Source organism: Hydrogenophaga sp. (assembly GCF_018780075.1).
In the GTDB taxonomy this organism is placed as follows: domain Bacteria; phylum Pseudomonadota; class Gammaproteobacteria; order Burkholderiales; family Burkholderiaceae_C; genus Hydrogenophaga.
In genome coordinates this window covers 1-17,252 of the sequence record NZ_JADMKB010000017.1, presented here as the reverse complement: position 1 = coordinate 17,252, position 17,252 = coordinate 1, and the positions used below count along the sequence as shown (strand labels likewise).

Annotated in this window: 13 protein-coding genes; 4 read left to right on the top strand and 9 right to left on the bottom strand. The window is 65.7% G+C overall.

The features are described from left to right. Window positions 1-4 precede the first annotated feature (4 nt). Window positions 5-244, top strand: coding sequence for a lipoprotein (locus tag IV088_RS26325; RefSeq protein WP_367171569.1), 240 nt, complete (start codon window positions 5-7; stop codon window positions 242-244). Window positions 245-313: 69 nt separating this feature from the next. Here IV088_RS26325 and IV088_RS05205 read toward each other — a convergent pair whose 3' ends face one another. The 5 genes from IV088_RS05205 to IV088_RS05185 all read right to left on the bottom strand — a co-directional run bounded on the left by IV088_RS05205 (window position 314) and on the right by IV088_RS05185 (window position 6,311). After that, window positions 314-910, bottom strand: coding sequence for a sulfite oxidase heme-binding subunit YedZ (locus IV088_RS05205; RefSeq protein WP_291098692.1), 597 nt, complete (start codon window positions 908-910; stop codon window positions 314-316). Further along, on the bottom strand, window positions 907-1,911 hold the full coding sequence (gene msrP / locus IV088_RS05200) for a protein-methionine-sulfoxide reductase catalytic subunit MsrP (protein ID WP_291098689.1): 1,005 nt from the start codon (window positions 1,909-1,911) through the stop codon (window positions 907-909). The genes IV088_RS05205 and msrP overlap by 4 nt, the downstream gene beginning before the upstream one ends. A 123-nt stretch (window positions 1,912-2,034) precedes the next feature. After that, window positions 2,035-3,396, bottom strand: coding sequence for a c-type cytochrome biogenesis protein CcsB (gene ccsB / locus IV088_RS05195; protein ID WP_291098686.1), 1,362 nt, complete (start codon window positions 3,394-3,396; stop codon window positions 2,035-2,037). After that, window positions 3,393-5,534, bottom strand: a complete 2,142-nt coding sequence (locus IV088_RS05190; RefSeq protein ID WP_291098683.1) for a cytochrome c biogenesis protein ResB — start codon at window positions 5,532-5,534, stop codon at window positions 3,393-3,395. The genes ccsB and IV088_RS05190 overlap by 4 nt, the downstream gene beginning before the upstream one ends. A 162-nt stretch (window positions 5,535-5,696) precedes the next feature. Next, window positions 5,697-6,311: a c-type cytochrome gene (locus IV088_RS05185; RefSeq protein ID WP_291098681.1), complete on the bottom strand. Its 615-nt coding sequence runs from the start codon at window positions 6,309-6,311 to the stop codon at window positions 5,697-5,699. Window positions 6,312-6,414: 103 nt separating this feature from the next. On the opposite strand from IV088_RS05185, the gene yihA reads away from it, so the two are divergent. After that, complete coding sequence (gene yihA, locus IV088_RS05180) at window positions 6,415-7,227, top strand: ribosome biogenesis GTP-binding protein YihA/YsxC (protein WP_291098679.1); 813 nt, start codon at window positions 6,415-6,417, stop codon at window positions 7,225-7,227. A gap of 12 nt (window positions 7,228-7,239) precedes the next feature. On the opposite strand, the gene IV088_RS05175 is transcribed toward yihA, so the two are convergent. Further along, complete coding sequence (locus tag IV088_RS05175; protein ID WP_291098676.1) at window positions 7,240-8,157, bottom strand: lipid A biosynthesis acyltransferase; 918 nt, start codon at window positions 8,155-8,157, stop codon at window positions 7,240-7,242. A 21-nt stretch (window positions 8,158-8,178) separates the two neighbouring features. After that, the gene (locus IV088_RS05170) at window positions 8,179-9,066 is read right to left on the bottom strand and encodes a lysophospholipid acyltransferase family protein (RefSeq protein WP_291098673.1); all 888 of its coding nucleotides are present in this window, start codon (window positions 9,064-9,066) and stop codon (window positions 8,179-8,181) included. 168 nt (window positions 9,067-9,234) lie between these two features. On the opposite strand from IV088_RS05170, the gene metK reads away from it, so the two are divergent. Together metK and IV088_RS05160 are read left to right on the top strand one after the other, a co-directional pair. Beyond that, on the top strand, window positions 9,235-10,416 hold the full coding sequence (gene metK / locus IV088_RS05165) for a methionine adenosyltransferase (protein ID WP_291098670.1): 1,182 nt from the start codon (window positions 9,235-9,237) through the stop codon (window positions 10,414-10,416). Window positions 10,417-10,581: 165 nt separating this feature from the next. Beyond that, complete coding sequence (locus IV088_RS05160) at window positions 10,582-12,657, top strand: PAS domain S-box protein (RefSeq protein WP_291098667.1); 2,076 nt, start codon at window positions 10,582-10,584, stop codon at window positions 12,655-12,657. A 98-nt stretch (window positions 12,658-12,755) separates the two neighbouring features. Here the strand turns inward: IV088_RS05160 and IV088_RS05155 are convergent, their stop codons facing one another. Both IV088_RS05155 and IV088_RS05150 read right to left on the bottom strand, forming a co-directional pair. Continuing rightward, window positions 12,756-14,522, bottom strand: coding sequence for a 7TM diverse intracellular signaling domain-containing protein (locus IV088_RS05155; protein WP_291098664.1), 1,767 nt, complete (start codon window positions 14,520-14,522; stop codon window positions 12,756-12,758). A gap of 77 nt (window positions 14,523-14,599) precedes the next feature. Further along, entirely contained in the window at window positions 14,600-16,750 is a 2,151-nt protein-coding gene (locus IV088_RS05150) for a carotenoid biosynthesis protein (protein WP_291098661.1), read from the bottom strand. Window positions 16,751-17,252: the final 502 nt, after the last annotated feature.

Sequence of the window (17,252 nt, the reverse complement as noted above, 5' to 3'; positions counted from 1 at the left end):
CACTATGTTGAAGAAACCCATTCTAGGTGGCTTGTTCTCCCGACCCACGGTGGGGAGCGGCGTTGCCCTGTTGGCCACTGCGCTGATGGCGTCGGGATGCGGGCAAAAAGGCCCGCTGTTCATGCCGTCTCCCGCCTCGACTGCCACGCCCAAGCCCTCAGCCGCCCCGGCGCCGGCGGAGCAGCCAGCTGCTGGAGCCCCGACGGACACCACCCAGCCAGCCGGCAGTGGGACGGCGCGCTGACGCCTGTCCGCCATTCCTGAGCGAGCGGTCTCTCATGCCCATGCATGGGTGTCGGCACGATGGACAAGGTCAGGCGCGCCAACGGCGCCACAACCGCCAACCCAGCAGCACCGACAGCAGCAGGGCGTACACCGCCACTTCGCCAAAATTGTTTTTGGCCGCGCGCATCCAGAAGAAGTGCAGGATGCCCAGCCCCGCCACCGCGTACACCGCGCGGTGCAACCTCTGCCAGCGGGCGGCCCCCATGGCCCGGATGGCGCGGTTGAACGACGTCGCGGCCAATGCCAGCAACAACAACCAGGCCAGCGTCCCCACCAGAATGAACGGTCGCTTGGGCACGTCGGCCAGAACCGCCGCCCAATCGAAGCCCTGGTCAAACCAGACATAGGCCAGCCAGTGCAGGCTGGCGTAAAAGAACACGAACAGACCCAGCATGCGGCGCCAGCGCGCCAGCGCGGGCAGACCCAGAACCACACGCGCAGGCGTCACGGCCAGCACCAGCACGAGGGCACGCAACGTCCAGTCGCCCAGCGAGCGGATCAGGGCCTCGGCGGGGTTGGCGCCGAGCCGGTCGGCCACCACCGCCCAGACCAGCCAGGCCAAAGGCAGCAGGCACAGCACGAACACCGCCGGCTTGACCGCCCGGTGGCTCAACCAGCGCATCAAAAGAACTTCTTGAGGTCCATGCCCGCGTACAAGGCGCCCACCTGGGTTTCGTAGCCATTGAAGCGCTCGGTCTTGCGGCGCTTCGCCAGCAAACCGCCTTCCTCACCGATGCGGCGCTCCGTGGCCTGGCTCCAGCGCGGGTGCGGCACGTCGGGATTGACATTGGAGTAGAAGCCGTACTCCTGCGCTGCGGCAATGTTCCACGCGGTCTTCGGCTCCTTCTCCACAAAACGGATCTTGACCAGCGATTTTCCGCTCTTGAAACCGTACTTCCACGGCACCACCAACCGCACCGGCGCACCGTTCTGATTCGGCAGCACCTCGCCATACATGCCGAAGGCAAGCATCGTGAGCGGATGGCGCGCTTCGTCCATGCGCAAGCCCTCGACATAGGGCCAGAGCAGCACATTGGACGTCACGCCGGGCATGGTCTTGGGATCGGCCAGCGTCACGAATTCCAGGTACTTGGCATTGCCTTGGGGCTCCACCTGCCGAATCAGTTCGGCCAGCGAAAAGCCGACCCACGGAATCACCATGGACCAGCCCTCGACGCAGCGCAGGCGGTAGATGCGCTCTTCCATCGCGGCCAGCTTCATGAGGTCATCGATGCCGTAGGTGCGTGGCTTGTTGACCAAGCCTTCCACCGACACCGTCCAGGGACGCGGTTTGAGTGTGTGGGCGTAGGCCGCTGGATCGGTCTTGTCGGTACCGAACTCGTAGAAGTTGTTGTACGAGCTGGCGTCTTTGTATTCGGTGATCTTTTCGATCGTCTGCGCGCCCGGTACGCCGGAGCGCACCGAAGGCAACGGCAGCAGCTTGCCGGGCCGGGCCACCGCCGCCTGGGCCAGGGCTTCACGGGATGCCCATCCCGCCAGGGCAGCACCGCCCGCCCCGAGCGCCAACCGCTGCATCCACTTCCTCCGGTCAAGATAGGTGTCGCGTGGCGTGATCTCGCTGGGGATGGGGTGCTGGAATCCTGGGTTGCCGGAACGGATGATCATGTGAGGCTCCTTGTTTCACAGCAGTCGTTTGAAGTCCGCAGTGTCTTACAAAGTTTCCTCACGCCCCGTGGGCCCAAACAAAACACCCCGCCGAAGCGGGGTGTCTGGACGAGTCGATGACGATCAGAGCTCGCCGTAGCTGTGCAGGCCGGAAAGGAACATGTTCACACCCAGGAAGGCGAACGTGGTCACCGCCAGACCGACCAGGGCCCACCAGGCCGCGACGGTGCCGCGCAGGCCTTTCATCAGGCGCATGTGCAACCAGGCTGCGTAGTTCAGCCACACGATCAGCGCCCAGGTTTCCTTCGGGTCCCAGCTCCAGTAGCCACCCCAGGCCTCGGCCGCCCAGAAGGCGCCCAACACCGTGGCGATGGTGAAAAAGGCGAAACCCACGGCGATCGCCTTGTACATCACGTCGTCCAGCACCTCGAAGCTGGGCAGGCGCGCGGCAATGCGACGACGGCCGAACATGATGGTGGCAACGATCAGCGCGGAGACACCGAAATACACGAACCAGTAGCTGCCGCCCTTTTCGGCCGCCGACTGGCGGAACACGATGGGCTCGAAACACAGCACCAGGCCGAGCAGCCACAGCGGAGCGAGCTTGTACCAGCGCGACTCACTCGCGCTCTGCTTGATCAGGTACGCAAAGGCCAGCATGGCCGCGATGGCAAAGGTGCCATAACCGATGAAGTTGGCCGGCACATGCAGCTTCATCCACCAGCTCTGCAGGGCAGGCACCAAAGGTTGAATGGCGTGCGCCTCGCGGACCACCGTGTACCACAGCAGAAAACCCACCGCGGCACTGACCACCAGCATCACGAAAGCGCCCATGCTGCGGGTCTGGTACTGGTCTTCGTAATACAGGTAGAAGGCGGCGGTCATCCAGCAGAACAACACGAACACCTCGTAGAGGTTGCTCACCGGGATGTGGCCGATGCCCACCCCGATCTGATGGCTCTCGTACCAACGCACCATCGTGCCCACCAGAGCCAGCGTCACCGCGACCCAAGCCAGGCGGGAACCCAGCAACTCAAACGTCTGACCGGCGCGGGTGAACATGCCCACCCAGTAAAACGCCGTGCTCATGAAAAACAGCATGCTCATCCAGAGGATGGCCGACTGGCTGGAGATGAAGTACTTGAGCAGGAAGACCTGATCTGCACGGGCCAAATCCGCGGAGCCCGCCGGCGCCAGGTACAGCCAGATGCCCAGCATCGACAACGCCGCCACCACCACCATCAGCGAGCGCAGGGGGCGCCAGAACCAGCCCAGCCAGGCGAGCACCGGCACCGCCCCGACGAGGATGCCTTTTTCGTACACGTCCATGCTGCCGCTGTACCGCGAGAACGCCCACAAAGCCCCGGTGATCACCAGCGCGGCGAACAACCAGTCCCACACATTGCGACGCGCGAAATAGCCCGCCTCCAGGCCCGCGCTCTTGCCGCCCGGCTTCAGTTCAAACGTCTGTGTCGCGGTGTTCATGCTTGCGCCTTCAACAGTTGGGTCTTCAACAATTCAAACTCCTGGTCGGATTCCATCGTCTTGCGGTTCGATGACAGCGCCATGCTGGCCAGGCTCGCGCCGTCCCCCTGGGGAGACAGCCACACCCAGACACGACGTTCGCGCACATACAACATGGCAAACACCCCGAGGATCAGGAAGAGGCAGCCCAGGTAGACGATCGTCTGCCCAGGGGCCCGCGCCACCTGAAACACGCTGGCCTGCACGTGCTGGAAGTCCTTGAGCTGAAAGGTCACCGGAGCCGGGTAGTAGAAACTGTCGCTCAGGCTGAGCACGACCCGCGACATGAACTGCTGCGCGGTGTCGTCGCGCTCCAGCGGCTTCTGCCCGGCGCGCTCCCGGCTGATCTGCAACAACTCGAACAGGGTGCCATTGAGAATGCGGACCAGCACGTCGCTGGCACGCTCGCGCTCGGCCTCGGGCACGTTCGCTTCCAGGAACGCCGACACCGCCTGCAGGCCGCCCTTGATCTCCGGCGCGGCTGTGGCGCTGTCGGCCTTGACCTCCGCCTTCTCAGCACCCGCGAACAGACCCAGCGCACGTTGGGCGGAGGCCACCAGGGCCTGCGTCAGCTCGGGTTTGCCCGGTTCGACCGCACCCGCCGCGTACCGGCGCACCGCCTCATCGCGCATCACCGGGTCGGCGAGCGCCGACCGCAGGCGGACAAAACCATCGATGCCATCCTGGTCGTCCACCGGGATGCGCAGGTAACGCATCGGCTCGGCCGGCGACTCGCGCGTGCCCAGCAGGATCATGCGCGCACCGTCCAGCTCCACGGGAAGCATGTAGTTGTGGAACTCCACCGCCTGCCCGGCCGCGTCGCGCAGCTTGTAGGTGATGCTGGGGCCGACGTTGCGCAGTTTTTTCTCGGTCACCGTCTTGTGCCCCGCGCCCAGGCGGCTCTCGATCGACGAGCGCAGGTCCACCGTGCGCACATCGGTGCCCGCCCCACCGCCCTCGTTGGCAAAGTTTTCGACGTTGATGACCCGCAGGCCGGTGTACTCCAGTGTGAGCTTGTTGCTGCCGTTGCTGAGCGCCGATGTGCCACCGATCACGCCCGAGACCTCGAACGGTGCCACCGCCTCACCCATCGGGAAGGCCTGCAACTTGACCTTTGAGCCACCGTCGTCAAAGCTGGACTGGTAGATGTTGATGCCACGGTGGTTGGCCGGATGGTTCACCTCGACGCGAGCCTCTTTTTTCTCGCCCGTCTCATGGTCATGGATCACGATGTCGCTGGCAAACAAACGAGGCATGCCCGTGTCGTAGTACTCCACGATGAACTTCTTCAGCTCCACCGAGAAAGGCAGGTCCTGCAGCAACACGCCGTCGGACTGGGCCAGGATGGCGGTGCCCGAGCTGGTGCCCTCGGTCACCAGCAGATTGCCTCGAAAGGTGGGGTTCTGAGGCGACAAGCGGTGTTCGGGGGCCACGTCCGCGATCAGACCACCGCCGTTGTACGAAGTCTTCCCGTTGAACCACATCTGGGCGCGCACCATCAGGTCGCCGTCCAGCAGACCGCCGATGCAGACCAGCACGATGGCGCTGTGGGCCGCGAGGTAACCGATCTTGTTGGCCACCCCTTTTTTGGCCGCCACCATCCAGCCCTGTCCCTGCGGCGTGGAACGTGACTGAAGCTTCACCTTCCAGCCGGAAGACAACAGCGTCTGGCCCATGCGGTGCGCGGCGGCTTCGGGCATCTCTGCCAGTGCGTTCTCGGCGCGATTGGGAAACGACTTCAGGCTTTGCTCACGGATGTTTTCCTTGAACGCCTTGTAGTCGGAAAAGATCTTGGGCGTGTTGCGAATAATGCACAGGCTGGTACTGAGCACCAGAAACGCCAGGATCAGCAGAAACCACCAGGCGCTGTAGACCGTGAACAGGCTGGCGCTGCCGAACACGTCGGCCCAGAAGGGACCAAACTGGTTGATGTAATTGTTCAGCGGTTCGCGCTGCTTGACCACGGTGCCGATCACCGAGGCGATGCAGATCACCGTCAGCAAAGAGATGGCAAAACGCATCGACGACAGCAACTCCACCAGGTTGCCGAGAATGCGGGAACCAGTGCGCAGCTGCAGGCCTTGGGTGGTGGCGGTCATGTCAGGTAGGGACGACAAAAAGGGTGGTTCCGGAAAAGCCAGAACACACCCTGATGTGAGCGATTTCGGGGCTGGCGGTTCAATGCAAAACGAGACTTCTGCATTGTGTGCCGCCAAACATTAACGTTGACTGATATCCCCGGATCCTCCGGGGCCTTGAAATCAGCGCAGTCCGGCGATGTAGTCGGACACGGCCTTGATTTCCTTGTCGTTCATCTTGGCGGCCACACCCGTCATCTGGGCGTTGTTGACGCGGGCGCCCGAACGGAATGCGTTGAGCTGAGCGCTGGTGTAGTCGGCGTGCTGACCCGACAGGCGCGGGTACTGTGAGGGGATGCCCGAGCCGGAGGGGCCATGGCAGCCGGCGCAGGCCGCGATCTGGCGGTCGGCGATGCCGCCGCGGTAGATGCGCTCGCCGAGACGAACCAGGTCTTTTTCTTTCGCGAAGCCGGTGGTGGCCTTCTGATCGGCCAGCCAGAAGGAGATGTTGCGCATGTCGTCGTCGGACAGCGCCGTGGCAAAGCCCTTCATGATGGCGTTGTCGCGCTTGCCCGACTTGAACTCCTGCAGCTGCTTGGCAAGGTATTCGGGGTGTTGACGCGCCAGTTTCGGGTTGGCGGGCGTGGTCGAGTTGCCGTCGGCAGCATGACAGGCCACACACACCTGACCGTACAGCGCGGCACCTTTGGCGAGATCGGGTTTGGCGGTCTGGGCTTGGGCGCTGAACGACAGGACTGCCGAGGCAGCGGCGCAAAGAAGTGATGCTGGCAATTTCATGTCGGGGGCTGTCGTCGAGGGCGACGGCGTCAGGTTGAGGAAATTCGCGGTATTTCGGTGAATAGCCCATCGATTTTACAATGTCCCACCGGGAAAACCCCAAATGACCCAAGACCACACTCCAGCCCCCCCCGCCTCAAGCCCTCCTTCGACAGACCCCCGGGTCCAAGACGGCCCTTCCCCCAACGCTGGAAAACCCGCCGTCAAGGCATCGAGACCAGACCCGAAAATCGCTCACGGCTGGCTGCACACCGCGCGCTTTCTGACCACGGCGCCACAGCTGGAGCACCTGCCCGCGCTGGATTTGCCCGAGATCGCGTTTGTCGGGCGGTCCAACGCCGGCAAATCCACGTCCATCAACACGCTCACGCAGCAAAAGCGCCTGGCCTTTGCCTCCAAGACGCCGGGGCGCACGCAGAGCATCAACCTCTTCTCACTGGGCAAACAGGGCATCCACGACGCGGTGTTCGCCGACCTGCCTGGGTATGGCTACGCGGCCGTGCCGCGCGAGGCCAAACTGCGCTGGCAACGGGTCATGGGCAACTACCTGATCACGCGGGAAAACCTGCGCGCGGTGGTGTTGCTGATTGATCCTCGCCTGGGTCTCACCGAGCTCGACGAGATCCTGCTGGAAGTGATCCGCCCCCGGGTGGAAGCCGGTTTGAAGTTCCTGGTACTGCTCACCAAGGCCGACAAGCTCACGCGTTCCGAAGCCGCCAAAGCGCTGTCCATCGCGCGGCTGCAAACCGGCGGCGGCGAGGTGCGGCTGTTTTCAGCGCTCAAGAAGCAGGGGCTGGACGAAGTCGCCCAGCTGCTGTGGGACTGGACCCACGGACCCGGCGCTGCTCCGCCAGCGACCCAGACCCGCCCCGTCGAACCCGACGAGAGCGAAGACGAGCCGCCAGCGCTGGACTGACCCGGCACGCGATCAGCGGTAGAAGGAAGGCTCGCCGTTGGGGCGGGTCTTGAACCGCTTGTGCACCCAGTAGTACTGCTCGGGCACAGCGTCAATCCAGTGCTGCAGCTGCTGGTTCATGTGCACGGTATCGGCCACCACATCGTCGGTGGGGAAGTCCTGCCATGGTGGGAGCACCGTGACCTCGTAGCCGTCCGGTGTCAGGCGGCTGACGATGGGCAGGACGCGAGCACCCCCCATGCGGGCGAAGCGCGACAGGGACGGCACCGTGGCGGCGGACACACCGTAAAACGGCACGAACACCGAGTCCCGAGGCCCGTAGTCCATGTCGGGCAGCAGGTACAGCGGCTCACCAGCGCGCAGCGCCGTGACCAGGGCCTTCAGGCCCGCGCTCTTGGCCACGATGTGGGGCTCGCCGAACCGGCGCCGGCCGTCGGCCATCCACTGGTCCAGCACCGGATTGCGTTGCCGTGCATACAGGCCACAGAACCGCCGCTGCACGTGAGCCGTGAGCGCCATCCAACCGGCATCCATCCCCACGAAATGTGGAGCGAACAACAAGGTGGGCACCGTTTCATGCAGCGCCTGCACCTGGCCCGTCAAACGCAGCCGACGGCGCACGACCTCGGGACGACTTTCCCACAGCCAGCTGCGGTCCAGCCACGCCTGTGCAAACAGCACAAAGTGCCGTCGCACCAGGTGGCGCCGCTGGGCCTCGCTCCGCTCGGGAAAACACAGCGCCAGATTGACCTCGGCAATGCGACGGCGGCGCAACGCCAGCCCATACAGCAGGTGTCCGATCAGCCAGCCCAGCGCCCTCAGCCAAGGCAGGGGGGCGTGCTTGAGCACCCGCATCACAGCGAGTCCGCTCAGGCTCAGGGCACTTTTCACGAAGGGACGGCGGGCAGCCGGTGCGGAAGGAGTGGACATGAATGGGCCGGGTCTCGGGGGTCAGGTGCGTTGCGCGCGCTCGGCATCCAGCCGCGCCGCGTGGCTCAAGCCCGCCGGCGCCTTGTACCGGTCGTAGGACCAGAGGTACTGGGTCGGGCACTCCTTCACCAAGGACTCCATCGCCTGGTTGATCTGCCTGGCCGCTTGCTGTGGATCGCTGGACAATTGGCCATCGCCGTCCGCCATGAAGGGGCGCACCCGGGCACGGTAGCCCCGCCCCCAAGACAGGCGTTCACCCCAGATCAGCACCACCCGGGCGCCGCCGGTCTGGGCCAGGCGTGCGGAGAGTGTCATGGTGTAGGCGTCGCGACCAAAAAACGGTGCCCAGACACCCTGTCCTGAAGGCGGCACCTGGTCCGGCAGCAGGCCCACCGCCTGGTGTTGCTTGAGCGCCTTGATCAGTTGTTTGACGCCCGCCAGCGTGGTCGGCGCGGTGTGAAGCCCGGGCCGGTTGCGGGCTTCCATCAGCTCGCGCAACCAGGGCTGACGGGCTGGGCGGTACAGCACCGTGATGGGCATGCGCTCGCCGAACCGCTGCGCCACCAACTGGGCGGTGACCTCGAAACAGCCCAGGTGCGGGGTGAGGTACAGCAAGCCATCGCCGTGCGCCATGGCTTCTTCGACATGGGCCACACCGTCCCAGTCGACGTGCACCGGCCGACCCAGCCACAGCCGGGGCAATTCCGCCACCAGCTTGCCCGACTCGGCGACCGATCCGAGCGCGACCGAACGCGGGTACCCGGCGAGCCGGGCATGGGCGAACAGCCTGCGCCGGTACCGGGGCGACGCCAGGAACGTCAGCCAGCCCAGTGCCCAGCCAAACGCGTGCAGCAGCGGCAGCGGCAACACGGACAGAAATCGGAACAGAAGCTGAAAGAAAGCCGTCACAAAACACTCTTATGACGCGATGGCCGTCACCGACATCGCGCCCAGGTACCTTAAAATAGCGCCCATCGCCGAGTTATTGAACTAATTGCGGGGCGATTCACAAATTCCGCTAAAGCGTTCGCCGAACCAGAAAACCGGCAACGCCGGTTCATCAACTCTGGAGTTTATATGGCGAACGATTTCCTCTTCACCTCCGAATCCGTCTCCGAAGGCCACCCCGACAAGGTCGCCGACCAGATTTCGGACGCGATCCTCGACGCGATCTTCAAGCAGGACCCGCGCAGCCGCGTGGCCGCCGAGACCCTGTGCAACACCGGGCTGGTGGTCCTGGCCGGTGAAATCACGACCAACGCGCACGTCGATTACATCCAGGTGGCGCGCGACACCATCAAGCGCATCGGCTACGACAACACCGAATACGGCATCGACTACAAGGGCTGCGCCGTGATGGTCTGCTACGACAAGCAGTCCAACGACATCGCCCAGGGCGTGGACCATGCCTCCGACGACCACCTGAACACCGGCGCCGGCGACCAGGGCCTGATGTTCGGCTACGCCTGCGACGAGACGCCCGAGCTGATGCCCGCGCCGATCTACTACGCGCACCGCCTGGTCGAGCGCCAGGCCCAGCTGCGCAAGGACGGCCGCCTGCCCTTCCTGCGCCCCGACGCCAAGAGCCAGGTCACGATGCGCTATGTGGACGGCAAGCCACACAGCATCGACACCGTGGTGCTGTCCAGCCAGCATGCGCCCGAGTACAGCCTGGGTCACAAGATGACCGACGCCTTCTACGAGGCCGTGCGCGAAGAGATCATCAAGCCGGTGCTGCCCAAGGAATTCCTGACCGCTGACACCAAGTACCTGATCAACCCGACCGGCCGCTTCGTCGTCGGTGGCCCGCAGGGCGACTGCGGCCTGACCGGCCGCAAGATCATCGTGGACACCTACGGCGGCGCCTGCCCGCACGGCGGCGGCGCGTTCTCCGGCAAGGACCCGTCCAAGGTCGACCGCTCGGCCGCCTATGCGGCGCGTTACGTTGCCAAGAACGTGGTCGCTGCCGGCCTGGCCAAGCAGTGCCAGGTGCAGGTGGCCTACGCCATTGGCGTGGCCAAACCGATGAACATCACGGTCTACACCGAAGGCACGGGCGTGATCAGCGACGAGAAGCTGTCGGCCATCGTGGCCGAGGTCTTCGACCTGCGCCCCAAGGGCATCATCCAGATGCTCGACCTGCTGCGCCCGATCTACGAGAAGACCGCTGCCTACGGCCACTTCGGCCGCGAGGAGCCCGAGTTCACCTGGGAACGCACCGACAAAGCGCAGGCCCTGCGTGCCGCCGCCGGCCTGTAAGCAAGCACTTGCAAACTCTGAAAGCCTCGCTGGTTCGGCGAGGCTTTTTTTTGGCCCGGCTTGGCGGGTTGCCCCTCAGAGGGGGCTGAATTTTTCCGGGCAGCGTCCGATAATCCAGTACAGACCCGGTGGTCTGTGCCACGCAATGACCTGGAGCCAAGAACCATGGAAACCCCTGTCTGCCCTGAACAGACCGACACCACCAACCCAGAACTCGAGCGCCTCGTGGCCTTGCGCACCCGGGAGCTGGAGCGGGCGCTGGCTCGTGCGCAATCGCTCTACGACCAGGCGCCTTGCGGCTACCTGTCCCTCGATGCCGACCTGCGCGTTGTGAACATCAACCAGACACTGCTGGACTGGCTGGACCTTCCCGGTGACGAGGTGATCGGGAAAATGGACGTGTTCGCCGTGGTCGACCCCTCTGCGCGGCATGTGCTGCAAAGCCGCATGCAGGCGCTCGCGGAGACCGGGCACACCGATCCGATGGAGATCGAGGTCCGCCGCCGCGACGGCAGCCACTTCCACGCGCTGTTCTCGTCCACCGCCGTGACCGACGAACAAGGGCTGTTCCTGTACAGCAACACCACCGTGGCGGACATCAGCGAGCGCAAGGCCGTGGAGCAACGGGTGGCCGCCCACGACAGCTTCCTGCGCAGCATCACCGACCGCATTCCCTCGCACCTCGCCTACTACGACAAGGACCTGATCTGCCGCTTCGCCAACACGGCCCACGCCAGCCGCTATGGCAAACTCGCCAGCGAAATGGTGGGCACGCACCTGAGCCAGGTGGTGAGCGAGGACCAGTTGCCCGAGATCCTGCCGCACGTGGCCGACGCCCTGAGTGGCCAGTCCCAGACCTTTGAAGCCGAGCGCCTGGAAGAAGACGGTTCACGAAGCTTCTACGAAATCCACTACATCCCCGATTTCCAGCACGGCGTGGTGGAAGGCATCTTCATCGAACTGCACGACATCAGCGAGCGCAAGCGCACCGAGGAGTTCGTGCTGGAAGCCAACCGCGACCTCGAAGAGCGGGTGCGCGAACGCAGCGCCGAGCTGTTCCAGAGCGAACAGCGCTACCGCCTGATGGTGGACGCGATCCAGGACCATTGCATCTACTTCGTCGACGAAGACGGTGCGGTGACCGAGTGGACCGAGAGCGCACAGCGCCTGCACGGCCACACACGTTCGCAGATGCTGGGCCGGCCCTTTCTGCAGCTGCTCGCGGTGGACAACGCCGGCGAGGACGAGGTCGATCCGGCCCAGGCGTTGCGCCTGGCCAAGGCCCACGGCCAGTGGGAAACCCGGGGCTGGCGCCTGCGAGACGACGGATCCCGCTTCTGGGCCCACACCGTGCTGACCGCGTTGCGCACCGAGGCGGGCGACCTGCAGGGCCTCTCGTGCATCACCCGCGACATGACCGCGGCCAAGAGCCTGGAAGATGTGATGAACGACCTCAACCGCGAGCTGGAAAAGCGCGTGGCCGAGCGCACGCAGCAGCTGGTGGCCGCGAACAAGGACCTCGACGTGTTCTCGCACATGGTCTCGCACGACCTGCGCGCGCCGCTGCGCCACATTGGCAGCTTCGTGAGCCTGCTCCAGGAGCAGATGGGCGAATCCAAGGACACGCTCGCCCTGCAGTACCTGAACTCGATCGCCAAGGCCAGCAAACGCATGAGCCACATGATCGAGGGGCTGCTCGAATACGCCCGCTTGGGACGGGTGGCCATCGAATCGCAGCCGGTGCCCTTGGCGACGCTGCTCGACGGCGTCATCGCCCACCTGAAACAGGAGAACCTGGGCCGATCCATCGAGTGGGTGATCGAAGACGACCTGCCGGTGGTGCGTGGCGACGCCATGCTGCTGGCCCAGGCGCTGGGCAACCTGCTGGGCAACTCGGTCAAATACACCCGCACCCGGGAGCACGCCCGCATCCAGGTGGGCTGGAAGGTCAACCCCGTGGGCGGACGCACCTTCTACGTGAACGACAACGGGGTGGGTTTCGACCTGGAAAAGGCGCACAACCTGTTCGTCATGTTCCAGCGCCAGCACCATTCCATGGACTTCGAAGGCACGGGCACGGGCCTGGCCCTGTCGCAACGCATCATCGAACGCCACGGCGGCCGCATCTGGGCCGAGACCGCGCCCGGCGAAGGTTGCACCTTCTATTTCACCCTGCCATTTGACGTGCTGGAACCCAACCTCGACTTTCCCAAGTCGGCCATGGCAGAACTGACGATCTGAGGCGCCGGCGCCGTCGGCAGACCCAGGGGTTCGTTCGACCGCCATTGGCGGCGCATGAACCCCGCCGCGCTTGTTGACGCACCGGCGCGGACCTGGGATCAGGCCCCAGCGGGCATGCGCACGGGCAGGTGAAGCACCACCCTGCGTGGCTCGCTGGCCAGCCGGTCCAGCGCCCGGTGCAGCCGCTCCATCAGGCGCTCGTCGTCGTTCGCCGCTTCGCTGCTGTCACCCGATTCGGGCAGCGTGGCAGAGACCAGGCGAAAGCGCAGCGTGAGCTCGACCGGCAGGGTCGGCACCCGCTCCAGCCCCCTGGCCACCACGTGCTGGGCCAGCAACTTGAGCTGCTCGGGTCGCTGGGGCCCCTCGATCAGCATGGCGAAGCGCGTGTCCGAAACGCGGCAGACGGTGTCCACATCGCGCACCACGGCCGACAGCCGCGACGCGGCCACCACGAGCGCGCGGTCGCCCGCTTCGCGGCCTTCGCGGTCCACGATCTCGGCGTGGTTGGCCAGTTCGACCAGCACCATGCCGCAGCGGTGTCCGTAGCGCCGCGAACGCCGCAGGGCGTCGCGCAGGCGCAGCGTGAGGACCAGCGGGATGGTGAGGCCGGTGAGCGGATCGGTGCTCTCCAGCGCGCGCAGCCGGGCCCGGTTCTCGTTGAAGTCCTTGGCCCGGCGGTGCAGGATGTAGAGCAGCAACGGGATTTCGATCGCCGAACCGATCAGCACCGCGTACTGCATCGCCCAACTGTCGGGCAACACGCCCGCACTGCGCAGGGCCGGAAACGGATACCCCAGGTGAACCGGCAGGAAACCCAACACCAGCCAGCCCGAATAGGCCTCCCCCAGGCGCCAGGTCCACAGACACAGCGCCACGCTGAGCAACACCGACAGCAATCCGTAGAGGTTGAGCACCGCGAAGGCCGCCGGGGTCTGCAGGTTCACGTACAGCAGCGGGTACAGCAGGCCGAACACCGACCAGGCGATCACGAAACGGTCCACACCCCGGTGGTGGCGCGAGACGGCGCAGACCTCGCGCACGAACCAGATGCCCGAGGCCGTGAGCCACAGCATGAACACCGCTGGCGCCATGTCGTTCCAGCGTGCCGATTGGTCCCAGAAAAACAGACCCCCAATGCCCGTGAACGCGGCCTGGAACCCCAGCATGAAGGCCACATAAAAGCAGTAGGCAACAAACGCCCGGTCGCCATAGAGCCGTGCATGCACCCAGCCCAGAAACAGCACCAGCAGCCCGAACCCCAGGTAACCCCCGACCATCAGGAAGGTCCAGTAGCGTTTGGTCTGAAGGCTGTTTTCCGTCAGCAGTTGCAGGCGCGGGCTGGTCGGGGTCGGCGAATTCATCACCCTCAGCCACACCGGGCCCTGAACCTTGGCGTCGATGGCGAAGACCGGGGTCTGGTCCGGGTGGTCCCACTGCGCCACAGGCAGGTGATCACCGGCACGTTGCCTGATCCAGCCGCCGTCCGCCCCTCGCTGGTACAGATCGACCTCGTTGGTGAAAGCCGCGGCACTGAGCAGCAGGAACCAGCGCTGCGACGGGTCCAGCCGGGGGAGGTCCAGGCGCATCCAGAGCGCCGAACTGCCCAGGCTGAAGGAGCGAAACCCGTCCATCTCGACCAGGGTCCCTGCGGGCTGCGCCGCCACCTCGTCCACACTCTGGACCCCCGAGGCATCGATCCAGTAGCGGCTGGACAGGGTGATGTCGCCCTCGCCGTCCGCCGCCCACGCCGGAGCCCCCTCCCCGAACAGACACAGGCACAGCGCCAGGGCCCACAGCCAGACCCCGAGGCGGCGCGATGGAGCGCGGCGCTGCATGTGGGCCGGGAGGGAAGGGAGAAACACCATCCCGGCATCGTAAAGGGTGGGTCGGCTGTCCATGACGAATATCACGTGAAAGTGGGCCAGGCGCACCATTCTGTGGCTCAAGCGCCGCGCTGGGGCGCGGGCTGCCAGGTGCCGGTGGTGGTCATGCGGTCCTCCAGGCCATTGACCCAGCCAGGAGCGCAGTGGTCGTTGCTCCAGGCCGCGATGGTGTCGGCCATCGGGTTGAGCACCCGCTCCGGCAAGGCCAGGGGCCGGGTCTGGTCCATCAGGAAGCGGGTCAGGAAGTGGTACCCCACGACCCGGGTGAACAGCCGGGACAGCGAAAACCTGGGAAGAACCAGCCGCACCAGCCCGTCGATCAGCCCGATCAGCAGTCGGCCCAGCGTGAACACCAGCCGGGTGGGCCACGACACCTTTTCATCCACGCCGATCAGCCGCGCGGTGCCTGGGCCGACCAGCCAGCGCGTGAGCGGCACCGGAAGACCCCGAAGCACCGGCAGGCCGATGGTGCGCTCCATGGTCTGCATCAAGGCCCGGCCGAGGGCGGGCCGCGGGTCGATGGGCCCGATCGGTTCACCCGCGCTGGACTGGATGCGCTCGAACAGCGCGTTGGCCTCGTCCATGGTGTCGACCATCAGCTCGCGGCGCACGCCCAGCACATGCCCCATCACGTTCCACACGTGCAGGCAGGCCTCTTCGTCCGCGCGCGACAACCCCAGGCCCAGGGTGCGCATGCCCTTGAGGAAGCAGTAGCCGAAGGTCAGCAGGGTGTAGGCCAGTTCGATCTGGTTGCAGGGCAGGCCCTGGCGGTCCACGTCCCAGCCGTGCGCCATGAGCGCGGCGTGCATGCCGGTGGGCGCCGCCTCGCCAGGACTTGGCGCCACCTGGCCCCGCACCCGCTCCGGATCGCCATGCAGGATCAGGTGGCGGATGCTGGCGTGGATGAGGCGCACCTTGAGCACCTGGGCCACGCCCGAGCCGTCGACGCCCATCAGGCCGCCTTTCATCATCACCGGGAACACCATGGCCGCGGTCTGGCGGATGCGGTGCTCGGTGTGCTGCTCCAGCTGGCCCGCGATGTGCAGCACCTCGGCCAGGTGGGGCAACACATAACACTCCGGCAGGCTGGAACAGAACAGCAGCGTGCACGACAGCGGGCCTTGCGCCATGAAGATGGCCTCGGCCCGCTCCACCTTGGCGCGGTCCGCCCACTCGGGCAGTTGCCGGCCATCGTTCAGGTAGGTGCGCAGGATGGCCACCACCGCCGGGTCCGCCGGGGTGTCGCCGCCGTCCCATCCGCCGAGCCCCCCGTTGGCGGGCCAGCCCGCCATGAGCCGGGTGGCGGCAGCCAGGCGCGCCGCGCCCGGGCCCATGGCCCCCGTGTCGCCGACCCAGGGACCGACCAGTGACGCCACCGCGCGGTCCGCCAGCGGATCGGCCTCCAGGGTCCAGGGCGCCAGCGGCACATCGGCGGTCCGGCCTGGCGACGTGTGCTGCTCGGGGTGCGACCAGTGCCACCACGCCACGAACGCCACCAGCGTGGGCAGCCCCATGGCGAAGAAGGCGATGGCACGGATCTCGATCGGGTGACCCAGCAGCACCTGGAACACCAGCCCGCTGGCGTAGATGCCGATGGGCACGAGCGCCGCGAGCGCCACCTTGCGCGACAGCGTGGGCGCGCGCCGTGGCCCGGCCAGCGCCTGGAACAGCGCCATGATCAGCAGCCCGACCACCATCCAGCCCGCGAAGCCCTGCAGGGTCTCGCCGAACCAGCCGCCGTCGGTCTTCTGCATGATCCAGGCCTTGAGCACGAACACGAAGTATGGGTCGGCGCCCAGGTCGAAGGCGGTGACCACCATCGCCGCCAGCCAGGCGGTGAGCAGGCCGCTGCGAAAACTGGGGCCGGGATGCACCGGTGCGCGCCACAGCATCAGGCAGGCGATGACATAGCCCACCAGGCACAGCGCGAACCACATCAGCGGGATCGCCAGGGGCACGTCGCCCAGGCGGATGCCCAGCACATCGGTGTAGGTGTAGCGGCCGAAGAACCAGCCGCGCGACGAGCCCATCTGCTCGGCAAACCAGCCCAACGCCAGCGCCAGCACGGCCAGGGCACTCGCCGATCTGAAGCCCAGCAGCGCCCGCGCCGACCAGGCGCAGGCCCAGAACATGGCCACGCAGGCCCCGGCCAGCGCCAGCGTGAGCGGCGGGTCTCGCCATGCGGTGGCCAACAGGTAAGCGACGGACAACAGACCCGCCGACCACACAACAAACGAACGCGAACGCACAAGGGCCACAGGCACCTCACAGACTGATGTCGATCACGACCCCCTGATGTCCCGGTCCGCGCCCGGGCCGCTGGCCCGGCCCCGTGACCGCCCCCGGGTTTTACCACCCTGTTTGTCATGGAATGGGGCGCGGGACGCCGGGATTGAAACCGATTCGCCGCGCCCGAACGTCCGGGTTTTCCCGGGCCAGACCGGCCAGAGCCCCGCAAGCGGCGTGCCCGAGGGGAAAAAGAAGCCCTGGCGTCTTGAAAACGACACCACCCGCCCTTATCATTAGCACTCGCTGGCGTCGAGTGCTAACACCTTGATGCCAAGTCGATCAGCGGCCCCACCCGTTCCGGATGGGATGAAACCGACTGACCCAACCCCTTCCTCGTTCAATTTCAGGAGATGCAATGAACCTTCGTCCTCTCGCCGATCGCGTGATCGTCAAGCGCATTGACAGCGAAACCAAGACCGCCTC

Excerpts from the sequence above, each read along its gene's own strand:
- ccsB (WP_291098686.1), bottom strand. The coding sequence starts at position 3,396 with ATGAACACCGCGACACAGACGTTTGAACTGAAGCCGGGCGGCAAGAGC.
- IV088_RS05185 (WP_291098681.1), bottom strand. The coding sequence starts at position 6,311 with ATGAAATTGCCAGCATCACTTCTTTGCGCCGCTGCCTCGGCAGTCCTG.
- IV088_RS05175 (WP_291098676.1), bottom strand. The coding sequence starts at position 8,157 with ATGTCCACTCCTTCCGCACCGGCTGCCCGCCGTCCCTTCGTGAAAAGT.
- IV088_RS05190 (WP_291098683.1), bottom strand. The coding sequence starts at position 5,534 with ATGACCGCCACCACCCAAGGCCTGCAGCTGCGCACTGGTTCCCGCATT.
- metK (WP_291098670.1), top strand. The coding sequence starts at position 9,235 with ATGGCGAACGATTTCCTCTTCACCTCCGAATCCGTCTCCGAAGGCCAC.
- IV088_RS26325 (WP_367171569.1), top strand. The coding sequence starts at position 5 with ATGTTGAAGAAACCCATTCTAGGTGGCTTGTTCTCCCGACCCACGGTG.
- IV088_RS05155 (WP_291098664.1), bottom strand. The coding sequence starts at position 14,522 with ATGGTGTTTCTCCCTTCCCTCCCGGCCCACATGCAGCGCCGCGCTCCA.
- IV088_RS05160 (WP_291098667.1), top strand. The coding sequence starts at position 10,582 with ATGGAAACCCCTGTCTGCCCTGAACAGACCGACACCACCAACCCAGAA.
- yihA (WP_291098679.1), top strand. The coding sequence starts at position 6,415 with ATGACCCAAGACCACACTCCAGCCCCCCCCGCCTCAAGCCCTCCTTCG.
- msrP (WP_291098689.1), bottom strand. The coding sequence starts at position 1,911 with ATGATCATCCGTTCCGGCAACCCAGGATTCCAGCACCCCATCCCCAGC.